Genomic DNA, 20,764 nt, shown 5'->3' with positions numbered 1-20,764 from the left:
GCCCCCGGACGGGCTGGTCCGGCGAGGGTGCGGGGAGGTGCTGCCGTGCATGGGGGTCCGCCTTCCCGGGTCGTCCGCTCCTGCCTTCTTCACCGCTCCGGGTGCTCCTGGATGCGGTCCCGGCCCACAAATCCCCGCGGGCTCCGTACCCTCGTGCACCGTGACCCAGACCGTGCGTGAGCTGCTGGCCTCGGAGCGGCCGACGTGGTCCTTCGAGTTCTTCCCGCCGAAGACGCCCGAGGCCGAGCCGCAGCTGTGGACGGCGCTGCGCGAGCTGGAGCGGCTGCGGCCCTCGTTCGTGTCGGTGACCTACGGCGCGGGCGGCTCCACCCGCGAGGGCACGGTGTCGGTGACCGAGCGGATCGCCACCGAGACGACCATGACGCCGATGGCGCACCTCACCGCCGTCGACCACAGCATCGCCGAGCTGCGGCACGTGATCAGCCGGCTGGCCGCGGCCGGGGTGCGCAACATCATCGCGCTGCGCGGCGACCCGCCCGGCGCGGACCCGCAGGCCGAGTGGGTGGCCCACCCCGAGGGGCTGAACTACGCCGCCGAGCTGGTCGAGCTGATCAGGTCGATGGGCGACTTCTCCGTCGGCGTCGCCGCCTTTCCCGAGCGGCACCCGCGCTCCCCGGACTTCGACACCGACGTGGACATGTTCGTGGCCAAGTGCCGGGCCGGGGCGGACTTCGCGATCACCCAGATGTTCTTCCGCGCCGAGGACTACCTGCGCATGCGCGACCGGGTCACCGACCGCGGCTGCGACGTGCCGATCGTCGCCGGCGTCATGCCGGTGACCAACGCCAAGCAGATCAAGCGGATCGTGCAGCTCTCCGGCCAGGCGTTCCCGGCCGACCTCGCCGAGCGGTTCGAGGCGCTGGACGGCGACCGGCCCGAGGACAAGGCCGCGGTGCGGGCCTTCGGGGTCGAGGTGGCCACCGAGCTGTGCCGCACGCTGCTGGACGAGGGCGTGCCCGGCATCCACTTCATCACCATGAACCGGTCGACGGCGACGCGGGACGTCTACACCAACCTGGTCGGCGCCCCCGCCGTCACGACGGCGGGCTGACCCGGTCGTCGACGGCCGCCGCGGCCCGCGCGGCGGCCCGGCGCAGGCCCTCCCGCTCGGCGGCGTAGCCACCGGCGACGCCGACCACGGGGATGTTGGACAGCGCCCGGTGGTGCAGCCGGCCCTTCGGCCGGGCGTCGAGGGCGTCGTCGATGCGGCTCAGCAGCCGGGACACCCGCCACAGCGTGCGCACCGGGCCGAGCACGCCCCGGCGCTCGTCGCGGGAGCCGAAGGCCTCGCCCCGGTAGGTGCCGCGGGCGTGCACGAGCATCGGCTCGACCGCCTCGGGGGTGAGGTCGCGGTCGAGCAGGACCCGGGAGAGCAGGGAGACGCGCGCGGCGGGGTCGGTGACGCCGTGCTCGCCGGCGACGCCGAGGACGACGAGCGACTGCACCGCCGTCCCCACCGTGTTCTGCAGCGGCAGCAGGTCGGCGAGCTTGCCGGCGAACCGCGGCGCGGCGGAGACGACCGCGGCGACCCGCGAGACACGGTCGGCCCACCACTGGTCCCGCTCGGCCTGCGGCAGGGCGGGCGGGCGGCCGAGCCGCGTGGCCAGCGGGGTGGCCAGGCGGTCGACCCGGCGGAGGACGTCGACGACGACGGCGTCGCTGATGGGGGCAGCCATGCAGGTGCCCTGCCCAGCACGGGCCCGGCGCACGCGTGCGGTGCACCACGGCGCCCTACTGTTCCGGGAGGAACCGTGGCGCGGGGAGGTGCGGGATGCTCAGCCGGGACGAGTACCTGGCCGCGTGGTCGCGCTGGCACGGCGGCAGCGACACCTCCGCCCCACTGGTGCGGGGCTGGCTGACCCTCGCGCACACCCTGGCCCGGCCGCTGGCGTGGATGCACCCGGCGGTGGCCACGGCCGCGGGGCTCGTCGTCGCGGCGGCCGCCGTCGGGCCCGCCGCGGCGGGTGGCGGCTGGCTGATCGCCGCCGGCCTGCTGGTGGGGCTGTCCGGCCTGCTGGACAGCCTGGACGGCGCGCTCGCGATCGGCGCGGGCCGGGCCTCGCAGCGGGGCTACGTGCTCGACTCGGTGGTGGACCGGCTCACCGAGGTCGCCTACGCCCTCGCCCTGTGGGTCGCGGGGGCGCCGGGCTGGCTCGCGGTCGTGTTCGGCGCGCTGTGCTGGCTGCCGGACTACGTGCGGGCCCGCGCCGGGCAGGCGGGCGTGGACCGGACCGGCCCCATCTCGCTGTGGGAGCGGCCCACCCGCGTCCTCATGGCCGGCTTCACCCTCGGCGGCGCGGGGGTCGTCTCCGGCCTCGAGGTGCAGGGCGTCGCGGGCGACGTCGTCACGGTGACCGCCGGGGCGGCCGTGGGGGCGCTGCTCGGTGCGCTGGCGACGCTGCAGCTGGGCTGGTGGCTGCGCTCGGAACTGGCCGGGCCGGACGCCGGCACCCCGGTCGCACCGGAGGCCCGGTAGCGGAGGCAGGCACCTCGTGCCCCCGGGGGAGGGGTGCGCCGCCTACTGTGTGCGTGCTCGTCCCGTCCCGTTCGCCTCTCCGTCACCCAGGCCCGCTCGCGAGCCGGGCGCCCGCGCCCCTCCGGAGCCACACCCCCAGGAGCAGCACGTGCCCGTCGTCGTCACCGGATCGATCGCCACCGACCACCTCATGACCTTCCCCGGGAAGTTCACCGAGCAGTTCGTCGAGGGCCAGATGGCCAACGTCTCGCTGTCCTTCCTGGTGGACGACCTCGTCCAGCACCGCGGTGGCGCCGGCGCGAACATGGCGTACGGCCTGGGCCTGCTCGGTCTCTCCCCGGTGCTCGTCGGCGCGGTCGGCAGCGACTTCGCCGACTACGAGGCCTGGCTGAGCCGGCACGGCGTCGACACCGCGGGCGTGCACTGGTCCGAGCTCAAGCACACCGCGCGCTTCGTCTGCACGACCGACGCCGCGAACAACCAGATCGCGTCCTTCTACTCGGGCGCCATGAGCGAGGCCTCGCAGATCGAGCTGGCGCCGGTCGCCGCCCGGGTCGGCGCCCCCGACCTCGTCGTCGTGGGCCCGAACGACCCCACGGCGATGGTCCGCCACACCGAGGAGTGCCGGACCCGCGGCTACGCCTTCGCCGCCGACCCCAGCCAGCAGCTGGCCTGGGCCGACGGCGCGATGATCCGCGAGCTGGTCGACGGCGCCGACCTGCTGTTCACCAACGAGTACGAGTCCCACCTGCTCCAGCAGAAGACCGGCTGGGACGCCGACGAGGTGCTGGCGCGGGTCGGCACCTGGGTGACCACCCGCTCGAAGGACGGCGTCCTCGTGCGCCAGGCCGACGCCGAGCCGATCGAGGTCATCGCCGTCCCGGAGACCAAGCCGGTCGAGCCGACCGGTGGCGGTGACGCGCTGCGCGCCGGGTTCATCGCCGGGCGCATGTGGGGTCTGAGCCTGGAGCGGGCGACCCAGCTGGGCTCGGCCGTCGCCACCGCGGCGGTCGAGGTCGTCGGCACCCAGGAGTACGCCCTGCCGCGGGAGAGCTTCCTCGGCCGGTTCGCCGAGGCGTTCGGCGACGAGGCGGCCGCGGAGATCGCCGCGCACCTGCCGGCCTGACCGGCCTCAGCGGACGGGGGCGTACGCCGCGTACGTGACCCCGTTGCCGAAGCGCTGCGCGTCCAGCAGGCGCAGCCGCGGCAGCTCGTGGCCGTCGGGGAACAGCCGCCGGCCGCGGCCCTGGACCGCGGGGTAGGTGAACAGCCGGTACTCGTCGACCAGCCCGGCGGCGATCAGCGCGTGGGTGAGCGTGATGCTGCCGGTGACGACGACGTCCTGGCCGGGCTGCTCCTTGAGCTCCCGGACGGCCGCGACCGGATCCCCGGTCAGGACCGTCGTCGGCTCCCATCCGGGCTCGGTCAGGGTCGAGGAGACGACGTACTTCGCGACCTGGTCGAGGTACGCGGTGATGCCGGTCGGGTCCTCCGTCTGCAGCGGCCAGTAGCCGCGGAAGTCCTCGAAGGTCCGCCGGCCCAGCAGCAGGGCGTCGGCGGTCTCGTCCTGCCGGCGCATCTCGCTGAGCTGGTCGGCGCCGTCACCGGCGCCCGCCTGCGGGTCGAACCAGTCGCCGATCATCTCGATCGACCCGTCGAGCGTCATGTTCTGCGTGACAGCGAGCGTCCGCACGGTGGGCTCCTCCGGTCGGGGTGGGGCGGTCGGAGGTAGGACCGCGGCGGACGCCGGAACCGAGCGGTCCTACTCGCCGCCGCGGAGCCGCTCGCCGATGCCCGGGTCGGCCGACCAGGTCCGGAACGGGATGCGCCGGATCTCCTTGACCTCGCCGATCGTGGACCACTCGTTGCCGCCGAGGCGGGCCAGCGGGCGCAGGTGCTCGATGCGCGGCCGGCCGTCGCGCACGGCCTCGGCCCAGACGCTGATGTGCCGGACGCGGCCGAACACCACGGTGCTGTCACCCAGCCGCACGGTGCCGTGCAGCACGCACTCGATGGAGACCGGGGAGTCGGCGACGCGCAGCGCGCCCACCGTCTCGGCCGGCTCCAGCCGCACTCCGGTGTGCTCGGCCTCGCTGTGGTCCGGCGGGAAGTCGGTGGCGGTGGCGTTGACCTGCTCGAACAGCGCCTCGGGGGTGAGGTTGACGGTGAACTCGCCGGTCGCCTCCGCGTTGCGCAGCGAGTCCTTGCGGCCCACCGAGGTGAACTGCACGACGGGCGGGTCGACGCAGGCGACCGTGTAGAACGAGTGCGGCGCCAGGTTGTGCACACCGGTCGCCGAGCGGGTGCACACCCACGCGATCGGCCGGGGGACGACGACGGAGTTGAGCACCCGGTAGAAGGCGCCGGTGTCCATCGCGTCGGGGTCGAAGTGGACGCGGTCGTGCGCTGCCGGGTCGGTCACCGGACCATCCTCGTCGCACCGCCGCCGTCCGGCGCGGGGGCACGGCCGTCCGGCGCGGGCGGCCCGGCGTCGACCGCGCGGCCCCGCCAGCGCAGCGTGCCGCGCCGGTGCCCGAGGACCGATCGCACCATCAGCACGTCGAGGGCGAGGACCGAGACGGGGTGGGCCAGCGCGTCGGGCCACACCCGCCCGCCGGTCGCCGCGGCGCTGACCGCCCGGCCGGCCACCCCGGCCGCGTACCCGGCCAGCCCGGCGCGGGAGCCGCGCAGCGCCGCAGCCGCGGGCAGCACCCAGATCGCGGTGAGCGCCCCGGCCGTGGCCAGGCCCGCGGCCGGCGAGCCGCCGACCGAGGCCCACAGCGACTTGGCGTAGCCCTCCCGGACGCCGGCCCAGCCGTCGTACATCCGGCAGACCGCCAGCGTCGACCCGTCGACGACGGCGCCGCGCCCGCCGGTGGCCTTGACCGCGCGCAACAGCGCGACGTCCTCGATCACCTCCCCGCGCACCGCGGCGTGCCCGCCGGCCCGGTCGTACGCGGCCCGGCGCACGACGAGAAACTGGCCGTTGGCCGCGGCCAGCGAGGGTCGCGGCGAGCGCTCGGCCAGCCGCAGCGGCAGGAAGGTCGCCCACAGCCACTGCTGGAGCGGCTGGACCAGCCGCTCCGCCGCACTGCCCGCCAGCTGGCGCGGCCAGGGGGAGACCAGGTCCAGCTCCGCGTCGTCCAGGACGGCGACCGCGGCGGCCACGGCGTCGGGCATCAGCCGCACGTCCGCGTCCAGGAAGACGAGGACGTCGGCGTCGCCGGCGGCTGCCGCGCCCTGGGCGCACGCGTTCGGCTTGCCGAGCCAGCCCGGACCCGGCGCGCGGGCGGGAACCGACCGGACGCGCGGATCGGGGTGCCCGGCGACCAGGGCGGCGGTGCCGTCGGTCGAGCCGTCGTCGACCACGACCACCCGCAGGTCGGGCACGCCGCGCTGGTCGAGGGCGGCGGCCAGGCAGTCGAGGACGTGCGCCGCCTCGTCGCGGACCGGCAGGACCACGGCGACCGAGCGCCGCACCGACGGTGGAGCGGCCGGCGGGCGGCGCAGCAGCGCCGTGTTCACGGCCGCGTGCACCGCACCGGCGGCGCTGAGCCCGGCCAGCGCGCGCAGCAGCCGGCCGCTCACCGCCGGCGGGACCGCTGGACGGCGAGGACGGCGAGCACCGCCGCGCCCAGCCCGGCGCCCCAGGCCGCGGACCCGGGCAGCCCCAGCCAGCCGGCGTGCGCGAGCGCGCCGCCGAGGGTCATCCAGGCCAGCGCGAGCAGCGGCGCGGCGTCGCCGACCGCAGGGGGAGCCGCGGTGCGCTCGACCAGCAGGTCGAGCAGCGCCATGAGCACCAGCCCGGCCAGCAGCCAGCCGGCCAGGTTGGTCAGGGGGACCGTGTCGATGCCGGGCAGCCCGGGGTCGGGGTGCGCCCAGGTCCAGTAGCCGGCGTCCACCATCTGCGGGTCCAGCACGACGTCCCAGGCGGCGAAGATCGCGGCCGCCCAGGCGATCCGCGCGGGCCTGCGCCGCGTCGCGCGCACGGGACGGGCCAGCCGCCCGGCCAGCAGCCAGCTCGGCCAGGCCATCATCAGCCAGGCCAGGGGCACCAGGAACGGGACGCCGAGCAGCGTCGGGCCGAGCACGGAGCTGTAGGTCCAGCTGCCGTACGGGAAGCCGGTGGCCAGTCCCAGCGACTCGAAGGCGATGGAGACGAGGAGGACGAGCGCCAGGACGCCGAGGCCGGTGCGGGGCCCTCGGCTCAGCCACGCGTGGGTGACCGAGAGCGTCCCGCCCAGCAGCACGATCGCCCAGCTGACCGCGTCGCGGGCACCGCCGTCGGTGAGCGGGTAGGCGATCGCCGTCGCCACCAGGGCGAGCGCGAGCGCGAGGGGCACGGCCCGGCGGGCGCCGGTGCCGTGCAGCAGCGGGACCTCGGCGTCCGGGCTCGCGGCCGGTGCCGGAGCCGTCCCCGTGGTCACGTGCGACCCCGGGCGCGGCCGGCGAGCCGGCGCACGGCACGCCCGGCCGCCGCGCGGGCGAGCGCCGGCCGCGACCGGTCGCCGAGCACCACGCGGGCCGCGCTGCGGCCGGAGTTGCCGGACACGCCGCCGCCCGGGTGGGTGGAGGCGCCGGCCAGGTACAGCCCGGTCAGGCCGGGCACGCGGTAGCCCGACAGGGCAGGCGTGGGTCGGAAGCCGAACATGCTCGCCAGGCCCATCTCCACGTGCATCACGTTGCCACGGGGCAGGGACAGCTCCCGCTCGAGCGCGAGCGGCGTCTGGACGTACAGCCGCTGCACCGAGTCGGCGAAGCCCGGGGCGAAGCGGTCGACCGCCTCGACCAGGCGCCGGGCCTCGGTCTCGGCCATGGCGTCCCAGTCCGCGCCGTCGGCCAGGGCGTAGGGGTACCACTGGCCCCACAGCGTCACGACGTGCTGCCCGGGTGGTGCGAGCGTCTCGTCGCTCGCCGAGAACGACATGGCCAGGGGCACCGGCTCGCGCGGCACCCGGCCGGCGCCCCAGTCGCCGTGCGCGGCGGCCAGGTGCGCGCGGTCGGTGCACAGCAGTTGCAGTCCCTGCAACGACTCGTCGGGCGTGGCGCCCGGATAGCTGGGCGGGGCGCTGGTGAGGGCGCGCACCACCAGGCCGAACCCGTTGCCGACCGGCGGGTCGGCGGCCGCGAGCGCGGGGGGTGCGTCCGCGCCGGCGAGCCGCCGGGTGACGCCGACGTGGCAGGCGGCGACGACGGCGCCGGCGTGGATCCGCCGTCCGGACTCCGTCTCGACGCCGGTGACCCGCGGGCCGGTGCCGTCGTCGTCCACGAGCAGGCGCGCGGCGCCGTCCCCGAGCACGACCCGGCCGCCGTCGGACTCGATCCGCCGGCGCAGCGCCTCGGTCAGCCCGCCGGAGCCGCCGACCGGGTGGCCGGGCGGCACGTCGTGCAGCAGCGCCACCCAGCCGACCATCGCGGCGGTGCCGGGCTCGGACATCGGCGGGCCGGACTGCGCGCCGAACCAGGCCAGCGCCGCCTTGAGCCGCTCGCTGCGGAACCAGCGGTCCAGCAGCGCGTCACCCGAGCCGAGGAAGTCGACGGCGAGGTCGCCGCCCGGGGTGCGCTCACGGCCCTCGCGCGGCGCACCGAGCGGCCAGAACGAGCGGACCAGCCCGCCGGCGCTGGGCCGCCGCCCGAAGGACGCGACGACGGCGCGGCTGCGCGGACCCCACACCCCGACGAACTCGCGGTAGGCCGTGGCGTCCTCCTCGCCACAGGCCGCGGCGATCGAGGCGCAGGTGGCGTCGAGGTCGACGGAGAAGACCAGGGGCCGTCCGTCGGGGCCCTCGTCGCCGGGCGCCGGGGCCGGGGCGAACCCCCACGGGTCGCAGTCGATGTAGCGCAGGCCGGAGGCGGCGAGGTCCAGCTCCTCGACGATCCCGCTGTGCCGGATGATCACGTGCGCGCTCGAGCCGCGGTCGACGCGGACACCGGGCCAGCGCTCGACGGTCGAGACGGCGCCGCCCAGGACGTCGTCGGACTCGACGACCTCGACGGAGAGGCCGGCGCGGGCCAGGTAGGCGGCCGCGACCAGGCCGTTGTGGCCGGAGCCGATCACGACGACGTCGACGGCGGTGTCGGGGGAGCTCACCTCAGGTGTTCGCCGCGGCCGGGTCCTGCGGATGCAGGGGGAGCTCGGCACCGAGGATCGCGAACGGGCGGGGGTCGCCGGGGAAGTGGTAGCCGCGGGCCAGGTCGACGAAGCCGTCGGCGTGGTACAGCCGGAACGCCTTGGTGTCGGCGTCGGGGGTGGACAGCAGCGCCACCGGATGGGGCAGGTCGGCGACGAGGGCGTGCAGCAGCTGCCTGCCGAGCCCGCGGCTCTGCGCGTCGGGGTGGACGTGCAGCTCGCAGACCTCGAACGCGCCGGGCATCCAGCGCTTCGCCGTCCGCCGGTCCAGGGCGGCACGCACCTGGTCGTGCCACCACTGGCCGGGCGCGATCTCGTAGCCGTAGCCGAAGCCGACCAGCTGCTCGGCGTCGTCGTCCGTGGCGGCGAAGGCGCCGACGGCCCGGAAGCCGGGGCGGTCGGTGTGCTGGATCGCATAGCCGTAGCGGCCCGCGACGACCGCGGAGTCGTAGCCCATGGCCAGGCCGTAGATGGCGAGCGCCTCGTGCATGTGGTCGCGGAACCACGGGATCGGCAGCTCGGCGATCCGGGTGCCGGGCCTGGTGTTCGTCACGTGCCGACCGCCTCCGCGACGTCGTGGGGACGGGGTGCGTCGCCCGCTCCGGGGCCGGCCGGGCCGTCCCCGACCTCGGCGGGTGCGCCGTCGGTGAGCCGGAGCAGCTCCTCGTAGGTGGTGGGGAAGACCGTCGCCGGGTGGCCGGCCGCGGCCCACACCTGCTCGTGGCGGGCCAGCTCGACGTCGACGAGGGTGCCGATCGGCTCCGGGTGGCCGACCGGGGCGACGCCGCCGATGGGCTGGCCGGTCACCTCGCGGACGAACTCGGCGGGGGCGCGCCGGACCTCGGGGACGCCGAGGAGCTCGGCGACCTTCGCCTCGTCGACCCGGTGCGCGCCGCTGGTCAGGACGAGCACCGGCTGGCCGACGGCGACGAAGACCAGGCTGTTGGCGATCGCGCCGACCGGGACGCCGAGCTCGGCGGCCGCCGCGGCGGCGGTGCGGACCTCGGCGGGCAGCACGCGCACCTCGCCGGGCGCGCCCGCCTCGTGGAGCAGGCGGGCGACCTCGACGGCCCGGGGGTGCGCGGCGGAGGTCATGGCGATGATCCTGCCACCGGCGACGTGTCGGCGCGCCGGGCCGTCGCCCGGGTGCTCGCCGGAGCGCCTGCGGACGGGGTGACGGGCTCGTGACCTGCGGAAACCGTCGTACCCCGCCCTCACCGTGCAGGGGTGCGGGATCGGGCGCATGCCTGCCACGACCTCTACTGCCTGTGCCGGCGTCACCACCGGAGCAAGACCTTCGCCCGCGGGTGCTCCGGATCCGCAACGCTGCTGAGGAGGCGTGCGCGTCGTCTTGACGGCGCCTGCGGGCTCCGGTCTACTGGACGTGTTCGAACACGCGTTCGAACGAAGAGTTCATCCGCTGCCCGCACCGGTCCCCGGCCTTCCCCACGGGGTGGTGCGGACGGTCGGGGGTGCCGGAGACGTGGGGAGTCTGTCAATGAGCCGGGTGCTCGGTGAGGCCGTCGAACGGGTCGGCGAAGAGGTGCAGGTGGAGCGGGGCGCCCTCGGTCCGGTGCAGTTCTGGCGCGGGCAGTCCCGGTACCTGGTGGGGGAGCTGCTCGACTCGTGGATGGAGACCGCGCCGTGGTGGCGACGCGACGCCGGTGGTGGCGCGTCGGCCGACCTGGTCGCCCCGCGCGAGGTCTGGCGGGTGGAGGCGGTGCGCGCCGGCCGCTCGCGGACGGACTTCGCCGGCGTGTTCGACCTGTCCTGGGACGCCGCGGCGAACCGCTGGTGGCTCGTCCGGGTGCACGACTGATGGGCGCGCGACCCCTCATGGCCGACCAGCTGCCCCTGCCCCCGGCGCTGCCCGCCGCCGCCGTCACCCTGCTGGACCAGGCGCGCCGCGGGCTGGTCGAGGCCGCCGCGAGCACCGACGTCCGGCAGCGCTACGCCACCGCGCACCTCGGCGCGCTGCGGGCCGCGGCCGCCGTGCTCGCCGCCCGCACCCGCCCGGAGTCCGGGCGGCGCCGGCCGCGCAGCGCCTGGGTGCTGCTCGAGCAGGTCGCCCCCGAGTTGGGGGAGTGGGCCGCCTTCTTCGCCGCGGGCGCGGCGAAGCGGGCCGCCGCCGAGGCGGGGCTCTCCTCCGCGGTCACCGACCGGGAGGCCGACGACCTCGTCCGCGACGTCGGCACCTTCCTCTCGGTCGTGGAGAACTGCCTCGGGGTGGCGGCCGGACGCACCTACCCGCGGCCGCGGGTCGTCGGTGGCACCGCCGCCGAGTCCACCTCGTCCACGTCGCAGCGGTGACCGACCCCTTCGTCCACCTGCACGTCGCGTCGGGCTACTCCATGCGGTTCGGGGCCAACCACCCCGCCGACCTGGTGGCGCGCGCCGCCGAGCACGGGATGGGCGCCCTGGCCCTCACCGACCGGGACGGGCTCTACGGGTCGGTCAAGTTCGCCCTGGCCTGCCGCTCCGCCGGGATCCGCCCGATCTTCGGGGTCGACCTCGCCGTCGCCCCGGCGCTCGACACCACCGCACCCCCGGCGCTCGCCCGCGCCCTCGGCGGCGCGGGATCCGGCGCCCGCCCGCCCCGGCTGCACCCCGGCGGCCCGGCGGGCACCCGCCGGGCACCGGCCCGGGGTGGCGCGGCCGTCGACGCCCGGCTGCCGCGCACCACCTTCCTCGCCCGGGACGGCGCCGGCTGGGCGTCGCTGTGCCGGCTCACCAGCAGCACCCACCTGCGCGGCACCCGGGGCGAGCCGGTCAGCTCGCTGGCCACGGCCGCCGAGCACGCCACCGGGCTGACCGCGCTGCTCGGTCCCGACTCCGCGGTGGGCCGGGCGCTGGTCGCCGGTCGCGCCGACCTGGCCGCCGCGCAGCTGGACACCTGGCGGGCGGTGTTCGGCGCGCACCTGGTCCTGGAGGTCGTGCACCACCGCGGCCGGGGGGACCGGCAGCGGGCCCAGGCGATGCTCCGGTTCGCCGCCGAGCACGACGTGCCGGTCGTGCTCAGCAACGCCGTCCGGTACGTCGACGCCCTGGACGCGCCGACCGCGGACGTCCTCGACGCCGCCCGCCGACTGGTGCCGCTGGACCTGCGGCACGTCGACCGGCGCACCGCCGAGGGCTACCTGAAGTCGGGCAAGGAGATGGCGCAGGTCGCCGAGGACCTCGTCGGCCCCGACCGGGACGCCGCCCTGCGGCTGCTCGAGCGCACCGCGCGGCTGGCCGAGCAGTGCGCCGTCGACGTCCGCGACGACCTCGGCATCGGCAGCGTCCGCTACCCCGAGCTGGACGTCGTCACCACGCCCACCGAGCGGGGGCTGACCTCCTCGCAGGTACTGCGGGCGCGCTGCGAGGCCGGGCTGGGCCGCCGCGGGGTGGCGCCGTCGGAACGGGTGCGTGCCCGCCTCGACGAGGAGCTGGCGGTGATCGACCAGCTCGGCTACCCCTCCTACTTCCTCACCGTCGCCGACGTGGTCGACCTCATCAAGAGCTTGAGGGTTCGGGCCGCCGCGCGGGGCTCGGGCGCCGGCAGCCTGGTCACCTACCTGCTCGGCATCTCCGACGTCGACCCGATCCGCTACGGCCTGCTGATGGAGCGGTTCCTCTCGCCGCTGCGCCACCAGCTGCCCGACATCGACATCGACGTGGAGTCCGCCCGGCGGATGGAGGTCTACGACGCCGTCCTCGACCGCTTCGGCGCCGACCGGGTCAGCTGCATCTCGATGATGGACACCTACCGGGTGCGGCACGCGATCCGCGACGTCGGCGCCGCGCTGAGCCTGCCGCAGGCCGAGATCGACGCCGTCGCCAAGGCCTTCCCGCACATCCGGGCCAACCAGGTGCACGCCGCGCTGCGCGACCTGCCCGAGCTGCGGGCCAGCCGGTACGGCTCCAAGCGCGCCGGCGGCTCGGGCGACCTCGACCTGCTGTTCGACCTGGTCGCCCGGCTCGACGGGCTGCCCCGGCACATCGCGCTGCACCCCTGCGGCGTGCTGCTCTCCGATGCCACCCTGCTCGACCGCACGCCCGTCGAGAGCAGCTACCTGGGCTACCCGATGAGCCAGTTCGACAAGGACGACGTCGAGGAGCTCGGGCTGCTCAAGCTCGACCTGCTCGGCATCCGGATGCAGTCGGCGATCGCGCACGCCCTCGACGAGGTCGCCCGGGTCGACGGCGAGACCGTCGACATCGACGCCGTCCCGCGGGACGACCCGACGACCTTCGAGCTGATCCGCAGCACCCGCACGCTCGGCATGTTCCAGATCGAGTCGCCGGGCCAGCGCGAGCTGGTCGGCAAGTTCGGGCCGCAGACCTTCGAGGACATCATCATCGACATCTCGCTGTTCCGGCCCGGGCCGGTGAAGAGCGACATGGTCACCCCGTTCCTCCTGGCCCGGAACGGCTGGCGGGACGCCGAGTACCCGCACCCCGACCTCGAGTTCGCCCTCGCCGAGACCGCCGGCGTGGTGGTCTTCCACGAGCAGGTGCTGCAGGTCGTCGCGCGGATGACCGGCTGCTCGCTGGCCGAGGCCGACGAGGTGCGCCGGGCACTGGGGGAGAAGGACGCCCACGCCGAGGTGCGGGCCTGGTTCATGCCCCGGGTGCTGGACGCCGGCTACCCGGAAGCGGTCGCCGAGCAGGTCTGGCAGGTCCTGGTGGCCTTCGGGTCCTTCGGCTTCTGCAAGGCGCACGCGGCGGCGTTCGCCCTGCCCACCTACCAGTCGGCCTGGCTCAAGACCCACCACACCGCGGCGTTCCTCGCCGGCGTGCTCACCCACGACCCCGGCATGTACCCGAAGCGGCTGATCCTCGACGACGCCCGCAACTTCGGCATCCGGGTGCTCGGCCTCGACGTCAACGCCTCGGGGGCGACCTACCGGGTCGAGCGCGTGGCAGCCGAGCAGGCGCCGGAAGAGGGGGGTGACGAAACCCCCGCCGAGGGTCGCCGCCGCCCCGGGTGGATGCCGCCGGCGATGCAGGACCCCTCGCGGTACGGCATCCGGCTCGCGCTGGCCGACGTGAAGGGCATCTCCGACGACGAGGTGGCCCGCGTGGTCGCCGGGCAGCCGTACCGCTCGCTGAGCGACTTCTGGTCCCGGGCGTCGGTGTCCCGCCCGGTGGTGGAGCGGCTCGTGCTCGCCGGGGGGTTCGACTCGCTCTACGGGTTCGGCGTGCGCGACCGCGAGTCCCGCCGGCCGGCGCACCGCCGCCGGCAGCTGACCCGCCGCGACCTGCTGCTGCAGATCGGTGAGCTCGACCGGTGGAGCCGCAGCGGGGCGCGGGCGAGCTCGGCCGGGCAGCTGAGCCTGGACCTGCTCGGGCTGGAGGGGGACGGCGCGGGCGGGGACGGGCAGGAGGCGCTGTTCCCGCTCGACGACGTCACCGGGCAGGAGGGCCTCGGCACGGAGGCGCCCAGCGGGTCGGGCGCCGGTCCGGGCTGGGCGGAGGGCAGCGGGCTGCCGGAGTTCACCGACGCCGAGCTGGTCCGCGCCGAGCTCGAGGTGCTCGGCCTGGACGCCAGCCGGCACGTCGTCGACTTCTACAAGCCGTTCCTCGCCGCGCTCGGGGCGGTGCCGGCCGACGACCTGCTCGGCTGCCGCAGCGGCTCGGAGCTGCTGGTCGCCGGGGTGAAGGTGGCCACCCAGACCCCGCCGATCCGGTCGGGCCGGCGGGTGGTCTTCGTGACCCTCGACGACGGCACAGGGTGCACCGATTCCACCTTCTTCGAGGACGCCCAGGGGCCCTACGCCGCGACGGTCTTCCACTCGTGGCTACTGGTGATCCGCGGCGTGCTGCGCCGGACCGGAGCACGGGGGGTCTCGCTGCGGGCGACCGGGGCGTGGGAGCTGCCGGCGCTGCACGAGGCGTGGGAGACCGGTGGGCTGGACGCCGTGCGCGAGCTGATGGCGACGCCGGGGGAGTACACCGAGCAGGCCATCGCCGGAGCGGCGGCGTCGCACGGGCCGCGGCCGGTCGTGGTGCGCCCGGTGCTGGTGCACCCCACCGGCTTCCGCATGTCGCCCTACGCCGACATCAAGCCCGCCGGCGACGACGCCGGGACGGCCGCCCGGCGCGCGGCGGCCGGTCCGCCCCGCAAGCTCTGGCACTCCAGCCCGGGCAGCTCGGGGCACTGAGCAGGATGGGGGCATGAGCCGTGACCTGCGCATCTGCTTCGTCGGCGACTCCTTCGTGGCCGGCGTCGGTGACCCCGAGCACCTCGGCTGGGCCGGCCGGCTCGCCCGGAGCAGCGCGCACGGCGGCACCCCGCTCACCGGGTACGTGCTCGGGGTCCGGCGGCAGACCACCGCCGAGGTCGCCGGCCGCTGGGCCGCCGAGTGCCGGGTCCGGCTCGAGGGCGGCGCGTGGGAGTCGCGGGTCGTGCTCTCCACGGGCGTCAACGACACCACCGAGGAGGACGGCGCACTCCGGTTGGCGCCGCAGCGGTCGGTCGCGGCGCTCGGGGGGATGCTCGCCGACGCGGCCGGGGCCGGGTGGCCGGTGCTGGTGGTCGGCCCGCCGGCCGTCGCCGACGACGCCCAGAACCAGCGGATCGCGGTCCTCGACGACCACTTCGCGCGCGTCTGCGCCGAGCACGGGGTCCCGTACGTCCCCGTCGCCGCCGTGCTGGCCGCCGACCCGGTCTGGACGGCGGAGGTCGCCGCGGGGGACGGGGCGCACCCCGGGGCGGCCGGCTACGCCCTGCTCGCCGACCTCGTCCGGCCGCACTGGCAGCGCTGGCTCGCCGGCTGACCGGACGCCGGGAGCACCCCGGCGTCCGGCCGGGGGCTCAGCCCTCGCTGTCCTCGCCGTCGGTGGCGTCCTCGACCTCGCGCTCGGCGTCGTCCACACCCTCCTCGATGTTCTGCTCCACGTCGTCGTCGACCACGTCGGACCCGCAGGCCACGGTCGTGAGGGAGGCGGCGGTGATCGCGAACGCGGCGGCCGTCGTCCGGAGCAGGCGGCGGCGGGGGCGGGTGGTCGTGGTCATGGCGGCTCCTCGGTGCGTGAGCGGGAACGGTCCCCGGAGACCTGCCCGCGACCCGGGCACCGGCAAACGACCCGCAGGTCGCTCAGCGCGGCGGGAGCAGGTGCACCAGCCCCGCGTCGGTCGGCCGGAAGCCGCACGCGTCCAGGTAGAACGGCCGCAGCTCCGGCCGGAAGTCGACGTGCAGCCACTCGCAGCCGGCCGACCGGGCCCGCGCGACCGCCTCCCGCACCACCAGCGCGCCGATCCCCGTCCGCTGCCGGTCGCCCCGGGTCTTCGTGTCGAGCAGGAACGCGTGGTCGCCGCCGTCCCACGCGACGTTGACGAACCCGACCAGCAGCGTTCCCGACCGCGCCGTCACCCAGCCCAGGCTGAACGGGCGGATCCGGTCCCACCAGCCGGGCACCGGGTCGCCGCCGTGCGACCGGATGAGCTCTCCCAGCTCCTCGTCGGGCAGCGGCGCCCGCCAGGCGAGCACGACGTCGGGAGCCCCGGGCATGACGGCACGGTAGGGGCGGCCGCGCGCCGGCGCCGCTGCTTTCCCGGCCCACCGATGAGTCGCCTGCCGCCCGCCGGTCCACCCTCCCGACAGCGATCCCCGGGCCAGAGAGGACCCATCCCATGCCGAAGCAGATCCCGTGCCTGTGGTTCGACGGGCAGGCCGAGGCCGCCGCCCAGCTCTACACCTCGCTCTTCCCGAACTCCGGCATCGGCCCGATCACCCGCTACGGGCCCGACATGCCGCCGCCGATGAAGGAGGGCGACGTCATGACCGTCGAGTTCACCCTCGACGGCCAGCAGTACACCGGCCTCAACGGCGGGCCGCAGTTCCCCTTCACCGAGGCGATCTCCTTCCAGATCCTGTGCGCCGACCAGGAGGAGACCGACCACTACTGGTACGGCCTGATCGAGGGCGGCGGGGAGGAGAGCCAGTGCGGCTGGCTGAAGGACCGCTTCGGCGTCTCCTGGCAGGTCATCCCCACCGAACTCCTGGAGCTCACCGGCGACCCCGACCCCGCGCGGGCGCAGCGGGCCACCCAGGCGATGCTGCAGATGCGCCGCATCGACGTCGCCGAGCTCCGCCGGGCCGCCGACAGCACCGACGGCTGACCGCGGGCGTGGCGTCGCGCCACTAGGCTCCGGACCGTGCCGACCCCGTCCGCTCCGTCGCCCGCCGAGCAGCTCCCCCCGCGGAGCGCAGCGGTCTGGGCGGCCCTGGACCCGGTGATCGGCGCGGGCGCGGCGCTCCGCGTGCTCGACGTCGGCGGCGGCAGCGGCATCTTCGCCGTCCCGCTCGCCCTGCTCGGACACGACGTCACCGTCGTCGACCCCAGCGCCGACGCGCTGGCCACGCTCGCCCGCCGCGCGGCCACGGCCGGCGTCGGCGACCGGGTCCGCGGCGTCCAGGGCGACGGCGACCAGCTCGGCGAGGTGCTCGCCACGCTGCCGTCGGACGGCGGCGGCTACGACCTCGCCCTCTGCCACTCGGTGCTGGAGGTCGTCGACGACCCCGCCGGCACCCTCCGCGAGATCGCCGGCGCGCTGCGCCCCGGCGGCCAGGTGAGCGTCGCCGCGGCCAACCGCGCCGGCGCGGTCCTCGCCCGGGCCGTCGCCGGCCACCCCGTCGAGGCCCGCGCGCTGCTCGAGGACCGCGACCCCGCGGCCGCCCGCCGCACCCCGGCCCGTCGCCGGTTCACCCCCGCCGACCTCCTGGCTCTCGTCGAGGGCGCCGGCCTGCGCCCCGGTCCCTGGCGCGGTGTCTCCGTCGTCGCCGACCTGCTCGACGCCACTTCCGGCGCCGACCCCGACGCCGTCCGCGCCCTCGAGCTGGCCCTGGCCGGCACCTCGCCCTACCGCGAGGTCGCCACCGGGCTGCACGTCCTGGCCGCGCACCCCTGACGCCGCCACACGCGCCGCCGAACCCGATGACCCCGCTGCCCCCGGACCTGGCCCGCCCCGACTACGGCACCGCGACCCTCGCCGACGTCCTCCCCGGCGTCGCCGCGGCGCTCGGCGTCCCCGTTCGGCGCGGCGACCTGCCCGCCGACCCGCTCGGCCTCACCGCCGCCCTCGCGGGGGCCCGGCGGGTGGCCGTGCTGCTCGTCGACGGCCTCGGGGCCGACCTGATCCGGCGGCACGCCGACCTCGCACCCGTGCTCGCCGCCCTGGCCACCCCCGCCGGCGACCTCACCGCGCCCTGCCCGAGCACCACCCCGGTCAGCCTCACCACCCTGGGCACCGGCCTGCCGCCCGGCGGGCACGGCGTCCTCGGCTTCGTCACCGACGTGCCGGGGGAGGACCGCGCCCTCGACCACACGAAGTGGCGCGACGACCCGGACCCCGACACCTGGGCGCCGCAGCTGACCGTCTTCGCGCAGGCGGCAGCGGCCGGCGTCCCCGCGACCGGTCGTCGCCCCGTACGCCTACACGGGCAGCGGCCTGAGCCGGGCGGCCTACCGCGGCGCCACCTACACCGGCACCGTCGGCGCCGGTGACCTCGCAGCGCTGGTCCTGCGCGCGCTGCACGCCACGCCGCGCGCCCTCGTCTACGGCTACTTCCCCGACCTCGACCTCACCGGCCACGTCCGCGGCGTCGACTCCGGCAGCTGGCGGGCGCAGCTCCAGCTGGTCGACCGGATGGTCGAGCAGGTGGTGGCCGGGCTCCCCGGCGACGCCGCGCTGCTCGTCACCGCCGACCACGGCATGCTCGATGTCCCCGCCGGCACCCGGTTCGACCTCGATGCCGCACCGGAGCTGGACGACGGCGTCCGGCTATTGGCCGGTGAACCCCGCGCGCGGTACGTGCACGCCGTCCCCGGTGCCGCGGCCGACGTGCTGGACCGGTGGCGCGCGGTCCTCGGCGAGCGGGCGTGGGTCGTCTCCCGCGACGAGGCCGTGGCCAGCGGCGTGTTCGGCGCCGTCGACCCCGGCGTGGCCGCCCGCATCGGCGACGTCGTGGCGCTGGCGCGCGGCACCTGGGCGCTGACCACCCCGGAGCGCGAACCCGGCCCCAGCAGGCTGGCCGCGTACCACGGCTCGCTCACCGCGACCGAGCTCGCCATCCCGCTGCTCGTCGCGCCGGGCGGGTCACTCGGCTGACCCGGCCGGCTCCGCGCCCCGGCGGGCCGACTCCCGCTGCCACTCCCGGGGCGTGAGCCCGTAGGCCTGCCGGAACCGGCGGGCGAAGTGGCTGGCGTCGGCGAACCCGCAGGCGCGTGCGACCGCCGCGATGGAGCGGTGCCGTCCCGATCGGGACACCAGCTGGGCGCGGGCGCGTTCCAGCCGCTCGGCGATCAGCCACTGCTCCAGGTGCAACCCGGCCCCGGCGAACTCCGAGTAGAGCCGGCGCAGCGAGACGTTGTGCGCCGCCGCCAGCCGCTGCGGGCCGAGGTCGGGCTCGGTGAGGTGCGCACGGGCGTAGGTGGTCAGCCGGGTCAGCAGCGTCTCCTCCCGGACGGCGCGGGCGTACCGCTCGTCCCCGGCCGCGGAGACCAGCAGCGCACGCACCAGCTCGACGGTCGCCCTGCCCAGCGACGCCGCGCCCGGGTCGGCCGCGAGTGGCTCGGCGGCCGCGGCCAGCCGTTCCAGGTGGTCGCGCACCAGGTCGTGCAGCGGGCTCGCGCGCAGCCGCGGCGCCCCGCGGCGCACCACGTCCGGCGGCAGCGCGAGCAGGTCGTAGGGGACCTGGAAGGCCCGCGAGCCGCCGGACTCCTCCCACGAGAACTCGTAGGGCGCGGTCAGGTCGCTGACCATCAGCTGCCGCGGCGGCACCAGGGCCTGCACGTCGAACTGGCCGAACCGGCCGACGCCGGCCGCCTGCACGGCGAGCGCGACCACCGGCGGGCTCTCCACCCGCAGGTGCCGAGGGGTGCGCACGAGCCGGAAGCCCGACGCGTCGGTGGTGAACAGGTTCGCGGCGCCGAAGTGCCACAGGTGCATGCGCGAGTGCACGCGCTCGTCGGGCCCGAGGTGCTCGATCCGGCACGGGACCGAGGCCTGGTCGAACGCCGCGCGGAAGGCGTCGACGCGGTGCTCGGGAGCGACGGCGTCGGTGTCCAGCAGCTGCATCGGCTCCTCCGGCGGAGCGGGACGTGCGGCACCTCCGTGCGGGCGCGTCCAGGGTGGCAGAGCGCTGCCGCACGGGGAACCGGCCCGGGCGCGCGGCCGGCGTGCACGCAGGAGCCGGAGCCGTGCACGCAGGGCCGATCGGGCCGCCCCGCGCGGTGCCAGGCTCCCCGACACGTCCGCCGACCGAGGAGCCGACCCGTGACCGACATCCCCGCGCCCCGCTCGTCCGCCCCCGGCCCGCCCGCCGGCGGTCCCGACACGATCGTGCTCGTGCACGGCTTCTGGGTGACGCCCCGGAGCTGGGAGCACTGGAAGGCCCGCTACGAGGCGGCGGGCTACCGCGTGCTGACCCCGGCCTACCCGGGCTTCGAGGTCGAGGTCGAGGCGCTCAACGCCGACCCGACCCCGATCGCGGAACTCACCCTGCCCGCGGTCATGGCCCGCCTCGAGGAGGTGGTCGGCGGCCTGGAGCAGCCGCCGATCCTCATCGGCCACTCCGCCGGAGGCACGCTCGTCCAGCTGCTGCTCGACCGCGGGTACGGCGCGGTCGGCGTCGTGCTCAACTCGGCTCCCACCGAGGGCGTGCGCGTCCACCCGCTGTCCCAGCTGCGCGCGACCTTCACGGCGTTCAAGAACCCGGCCAACCGGCACCGCGCCGTCCCGCTCACCTACGAGCAGTGGCACTACGCGTTCACGAACACCTTCGACGAGCCGGAGTCCCGCGCGCTCTACGAGCGGTACGCGATCCCCGCCTCCGGCCGGATCCTCTGGAGCACGGTGCTCGCGGACTTCATGCCCGGCCCCCAGGACGCCGCCGTCGACTACCGCAACCCCGACCGCCCGCCGCTGCTGTTCATCTCCGGCGGGGAGGACCACATCATGCCGCCGAGCGTGCAGCGGTCGAACGTCGAGCACTACGACGACGCGCTGCTCACCGAGCACGAGGAGTACCCCGGCTACGCCCACCTGCTGCCCGCGCAGGCGGGCTGGGAGGCGATCGCCGACCACGCCCTCGCCTGGGCCCAGCGGCACGCGACCACCCCGCGGCGGGCGGGCGCCCGGCCGTGAAGGG

General features: G+C 76.3%; 23 protein-coding genes. 12 read left to right on the top strand and 11 right to left on the bottom strand.

Annotated elements, in window-relative coordinates:
* Positions 1-160 precede the first annotated feature (160 nt).
* A complete protein-coding gene (gene metF, locus JKP76_RS16655; RefSeq protein WP_309229609.1) occupies positions 161-1,072 on the top strand; it encodes a methylenetetrahydrofolate reductase [NAD(P)H] in 912 nt (303 codons plus the stop codon).
* Here the strand turns inward: metF and JKP76_RS16650 are convergent.
* Complete coding sequence (locus JKP76_RS16650) at positions 1,056-1,697, bottom strand: hypothetical protein (protein ID WP_200491984.1); 642 nt, start codon at positions 1,695-1,697, stop codon at positions 1,056-1,058. The genes metF and JKP76_RS16650 overlap by 17 nt on opposite strands.
* A gap of 95 nt (positions 1,698-1,792) precedes the next feature.
* On the opposite strand from JKP76_RS16650, the gene JKP76_RS16645 reads away from it, so the two are divergent.
* Both JKP76_RS16645 and JKP76_RS16640 read left to right on the top strand, forming a co-directional pair.
* Positions 1,793-2,497 carry a CDP-alcohol phosphatidyltransferase family protein gene (locus tag JKP76_RS16645; protein ID WP_200491983.1) on the top strand — a complete coding sequence of 235 codons (705 nt, stop codon included), beginning with the start codon at positions 1,793-1,795 and terminating at the stop codon, positions 2,495-2,497.
* Positions 2,498-2,645: 148 nt separating this feature from the next.
* Positions 2,646-3,623: a carbohydrate kinase family protein gene (locus JKP76_RS16640; RefSeq protein ID WP_200491982.1), complete on the top strand. Its 978-nt coding sequence runs from the start codon at positions 2,646-2,648 to the stop codon at positions 3,621-3,623.
* 6 nt (positions 3,624-3,629) lie between these two features.
* Here the strand turns inward: JKP76_RS16640 and JKP76_RS16635 are convergent, their stop codons facing one another.
* From JKP76_RS16635 to JKP76_RS16605, 7 genes are all read right to left on the bottom strand, one after another.
* Positions 3,630-4,190 (bottom strand): dihydrofolate reductase family protein, encoded by a 561-nt coding sequence (locus tag JKP76_RS16635; RefSeq protein ID WP_200491981.1) that lies wholly within the window; start codon positions 4,188-4,190, stop codon positions 3,630-3,632.
* A gap of 69 nt (positions 4,191-4,259) precedes the next feature.
* Complete coding sequence (locus JKP76_RS16630) at positions 4,260-4,919, bottom strand: flavin reductase family protein (RefSeq protein ID WP_309229610.1); 660 nt, start codon at positions 4,917-4,919, stop codon at positions 4,260-4,262.
* Complete coding sequence (locus JKP76_RS16625; protein WP_200491980.1) at positions 4,916-6,085, bottom strand: glycosyltransferase family 2 protein; 1,170 nt, start codon at positions 6,083-6,085, stop codon at positions 4,916-4,918. Before JKP76_RS16625 ends, JKP76_RS16630 begins: the two co-directional genes overlap by 4 nt.
* The gene (locus tag JKP76_RS16620; protein WP_309229611.1) at positions 6,082-6,924 is read right to left on the bottom strand and encodes a carotenoid biosynthesis protein; all 843 of its coding nucleotides are present in this window, start codon (positions 6,922-6,924) and stop codon (positions 6,082-6,084) included. Before JKP76_RS16620 ends, JKP76_RS16625 begins: the two co-directional genes overlap by 4 nt.
* The gene (locus tag JKP76_RS16615) at positions 6,921-8,588 is read right to left on the bottom strand and encodes an NAD(P)/FAD-dependent oxidoreductase (RefSeq protein ID WP_200491979.1); all 1,668 of its coding nucleotides are present in this window, start codon (positions 8,586-8,588) and stop codon (positions 6,921-6,923) included. Before JKP76_RS16615 ends, JKP76_RS16620 begins: the two co-directional genes overlap by 4 nt.
* 1 nt (position 8,589) lies before the next feature.
* A complete protein-coding gene (locus tag JKP76_RS16610; protein WP_200491978.1) occupies positions 8,590-9,180 on the bottom strand; it encodes an N-acetyltransferase in 591 nt (196 codons plus the stop codon).
* Entirely contained in the window at positions 9,177-9,722 is a 546-nt protein-coding gene (locus tag JKP76_RS16605; RefSeq protein WP_200491977.1) for a YbaK/EbsC family protein, read from the bottom strand. Before JKP76_RS16605 ends, JKP76_RS16610 begins: the two co-directional genes overlap by 4 nt.
* Positions 9,723-10,125: 403 nt before the next feature.
* Here JKP76_RS16605 and JKP76_RS16600 point away from each other — a divergent pair, with 403 nt between their 5' ends.
* From JKP76_RS16600 to JKP76_RS16585, 4 genes are read left to right on the top strand one after another with little or no spacing between them, the layout of a single operon-like run.
* Complete coding sequence (locus tag JKP76_RS16600; protein WP_200491976.1) at positions 10,126-10,446, top strand: DUF6504 family protein; 321 nt, start codon at positions 10,126-10,128, stop codon at positions 10,444-10,446.
* Positions 10,446-10,937 carry an SAV_6107 family HEPN domain-containing protein gene (locus JKP76_RS16595; RefSeq protein ID WP_200491975.1) on the top strand — a complete coding sequence of 164 codons (492 nt, stop codon included), beginning with the start codon at positions 10,446-10,448 and terminating at the stop codon, positions 10,935-10,937. The genes JKP76_RS16600 and JKP76_RS16595 overlap by 1 nt, the downstream gene beginning before the upstream one ends.
* Positions 10,934-14,773: a DNA polymerase III subunit alpha gene (locus tag JKP76_RS16590; protein WP_200491974.1), complete on the top strand. Its 3,840-nt coding sequence runs from the start codon at positions 10,934-10,936 to the stop codon at positions 14,771-14,773. Before JKP76_RS16595 ends, JKP76_RS16590 begins: the two co-directional genes overlap by 4 nt.
* Positions 14,774-14,786: 13 nt before the next feature.
* A complete protein-coding gene (locus JKP76_RS16585; protein WP_200491973.1) occupies positions 14,787-15,389 on the top strand; it encodes a GDSL-type esterase/lipase family protein in 603 nt (200 codons plus the stop codon).
* 37 nt (positions 15,390-15,426) lie between these two features.
* Here the strand turns inward: JKP76_RS16585 and JKP76_RS16580 are convergent, their stop codons facing one another.
* A complete protein-coding gene (locus JKP76_RS16580) occupies positions 15,427-15,627 on the bottom strand; it encodes a hypothetical protein (protein ID WP_200491972.1) in 201 nt (66 codons plus the stop codon).
* An 82-nt stretch (positions 15,628-15,709) separates the two neighbouring features.
* Positions 15,710-16,123 carry a GNAT family N-acetyltransferase gene (locus JKP76_RS16575; protein ID WP_200491971.1) on the bottom strand — a complete coding sequence of 138 codons (414 nt, stop codon included), beginning with the start codon at positions 16,121-16,123 and terminating at the stop codon, positions 15,710-15,712.
* 122 nt (positions 16,124-16,245) lie between these two features.
* Between JKP76_RS16575 and JKP76_RS16570 the strand changes: the two genes are divergently transcribed.
* The 4 genes from JKP76_RS16570 to JKP76_RS21480 are packed head-to-tail and all read left to right on the top strand — an operon-like array spanning position 16,246 to position 18,723.
* Positions 16,246-16,734 (top strand): VOC family protein, encoded by a 489-nt coding sequence (locus JKP76_RS16570; protein ID WP_200491970.1) that lies wholly within the window; start codon positions 16,246-16,248, stop codon positions 16,732-16,734.
* Between the two features lie 36 nt (positions 16,735-16,770).
* Positions 16,771-17,523 carry a methyltransferase domain-containing protein gene (locus JKP76_RS16565; RefSeq protein WP_200491969.1) on the top strand — a complete coding sequence of 251 codons (753 nt, stop codon included), beginning with the start codon at positions 16,771-16,773 and terminating at the stop codon, positions 17,521-17,523.
* 26 nt (positions 17,524-17,549) lie between these two features.
* Complete coding sequence (locus JKP76_RS21485) at positions 17,550-18,119, top strand: alkaline phosphatase family protein (RefSeq protein WP_242471983.1); 570 nt, start codon at positions 17,550-17,552, stop codon at positions 18,117-18,119.
* Positions 18,064-18,723 (top strand): alkaline phosphatase family protein, encoded by a 660-nt coding sequence (locus JKP76_RS21480; protein WP_309233073.1) that lies wholly within the window; start codon positions 18,064-18,066, stop codon positions 18,721-18,723. The genes JKP76_RS21485 and JKP76_RS21480 overlap by 56 nt, the downstream gene beginning before the upstream one ends.
* Here the strand turns inward: JKP76_RS21480 and JKP76_RS16555 are convergent.
* Positions 18,712-19,692, bottom strand: coding sequence for a helix-turn-helix domain-containing protein (locus JKP76_RS16555; protein ID WP_200491968.1), 981 nt, complete (start codon positions 19,690-19,692; stop codon positions 18,712-18,714). The two genes, JKP76_RS21480 and JKP76_RS16555, sit on opposite strands and share 12 nt — an antisense overlap.
* Before the next feature lie 198 nt (positions 19,693-19,890).
* Between JKP76_RS16555 and JKP76_RS16550 the strand changes: the two genes are divergently transcribed.
* Positions 19,891-20,760: an alpha/beta hydrolase gene (locus tag JKP76_RS16550; RefSeq protein WP_309229612.1), complete on the top strand. Its 870-nt coding sequence runs from the start codon at positions 19,891-19,893 to the stop codon at positions 20,758-20,760.
* Positions 20,761-20,764: the final 4 nt, after the last annotated feature.

This window comes from Blastococcus sp. TML/C7B (assembly GCF_016612845.1).
GTDB lineage: Bacteria > Actinomycetota > Actinomycetes > Mycobacteriales > Geodermatophilaceae > Blastococcus.
This window is presented reverse-complemented; position numbering and strand designations above follow the sequence as displayed.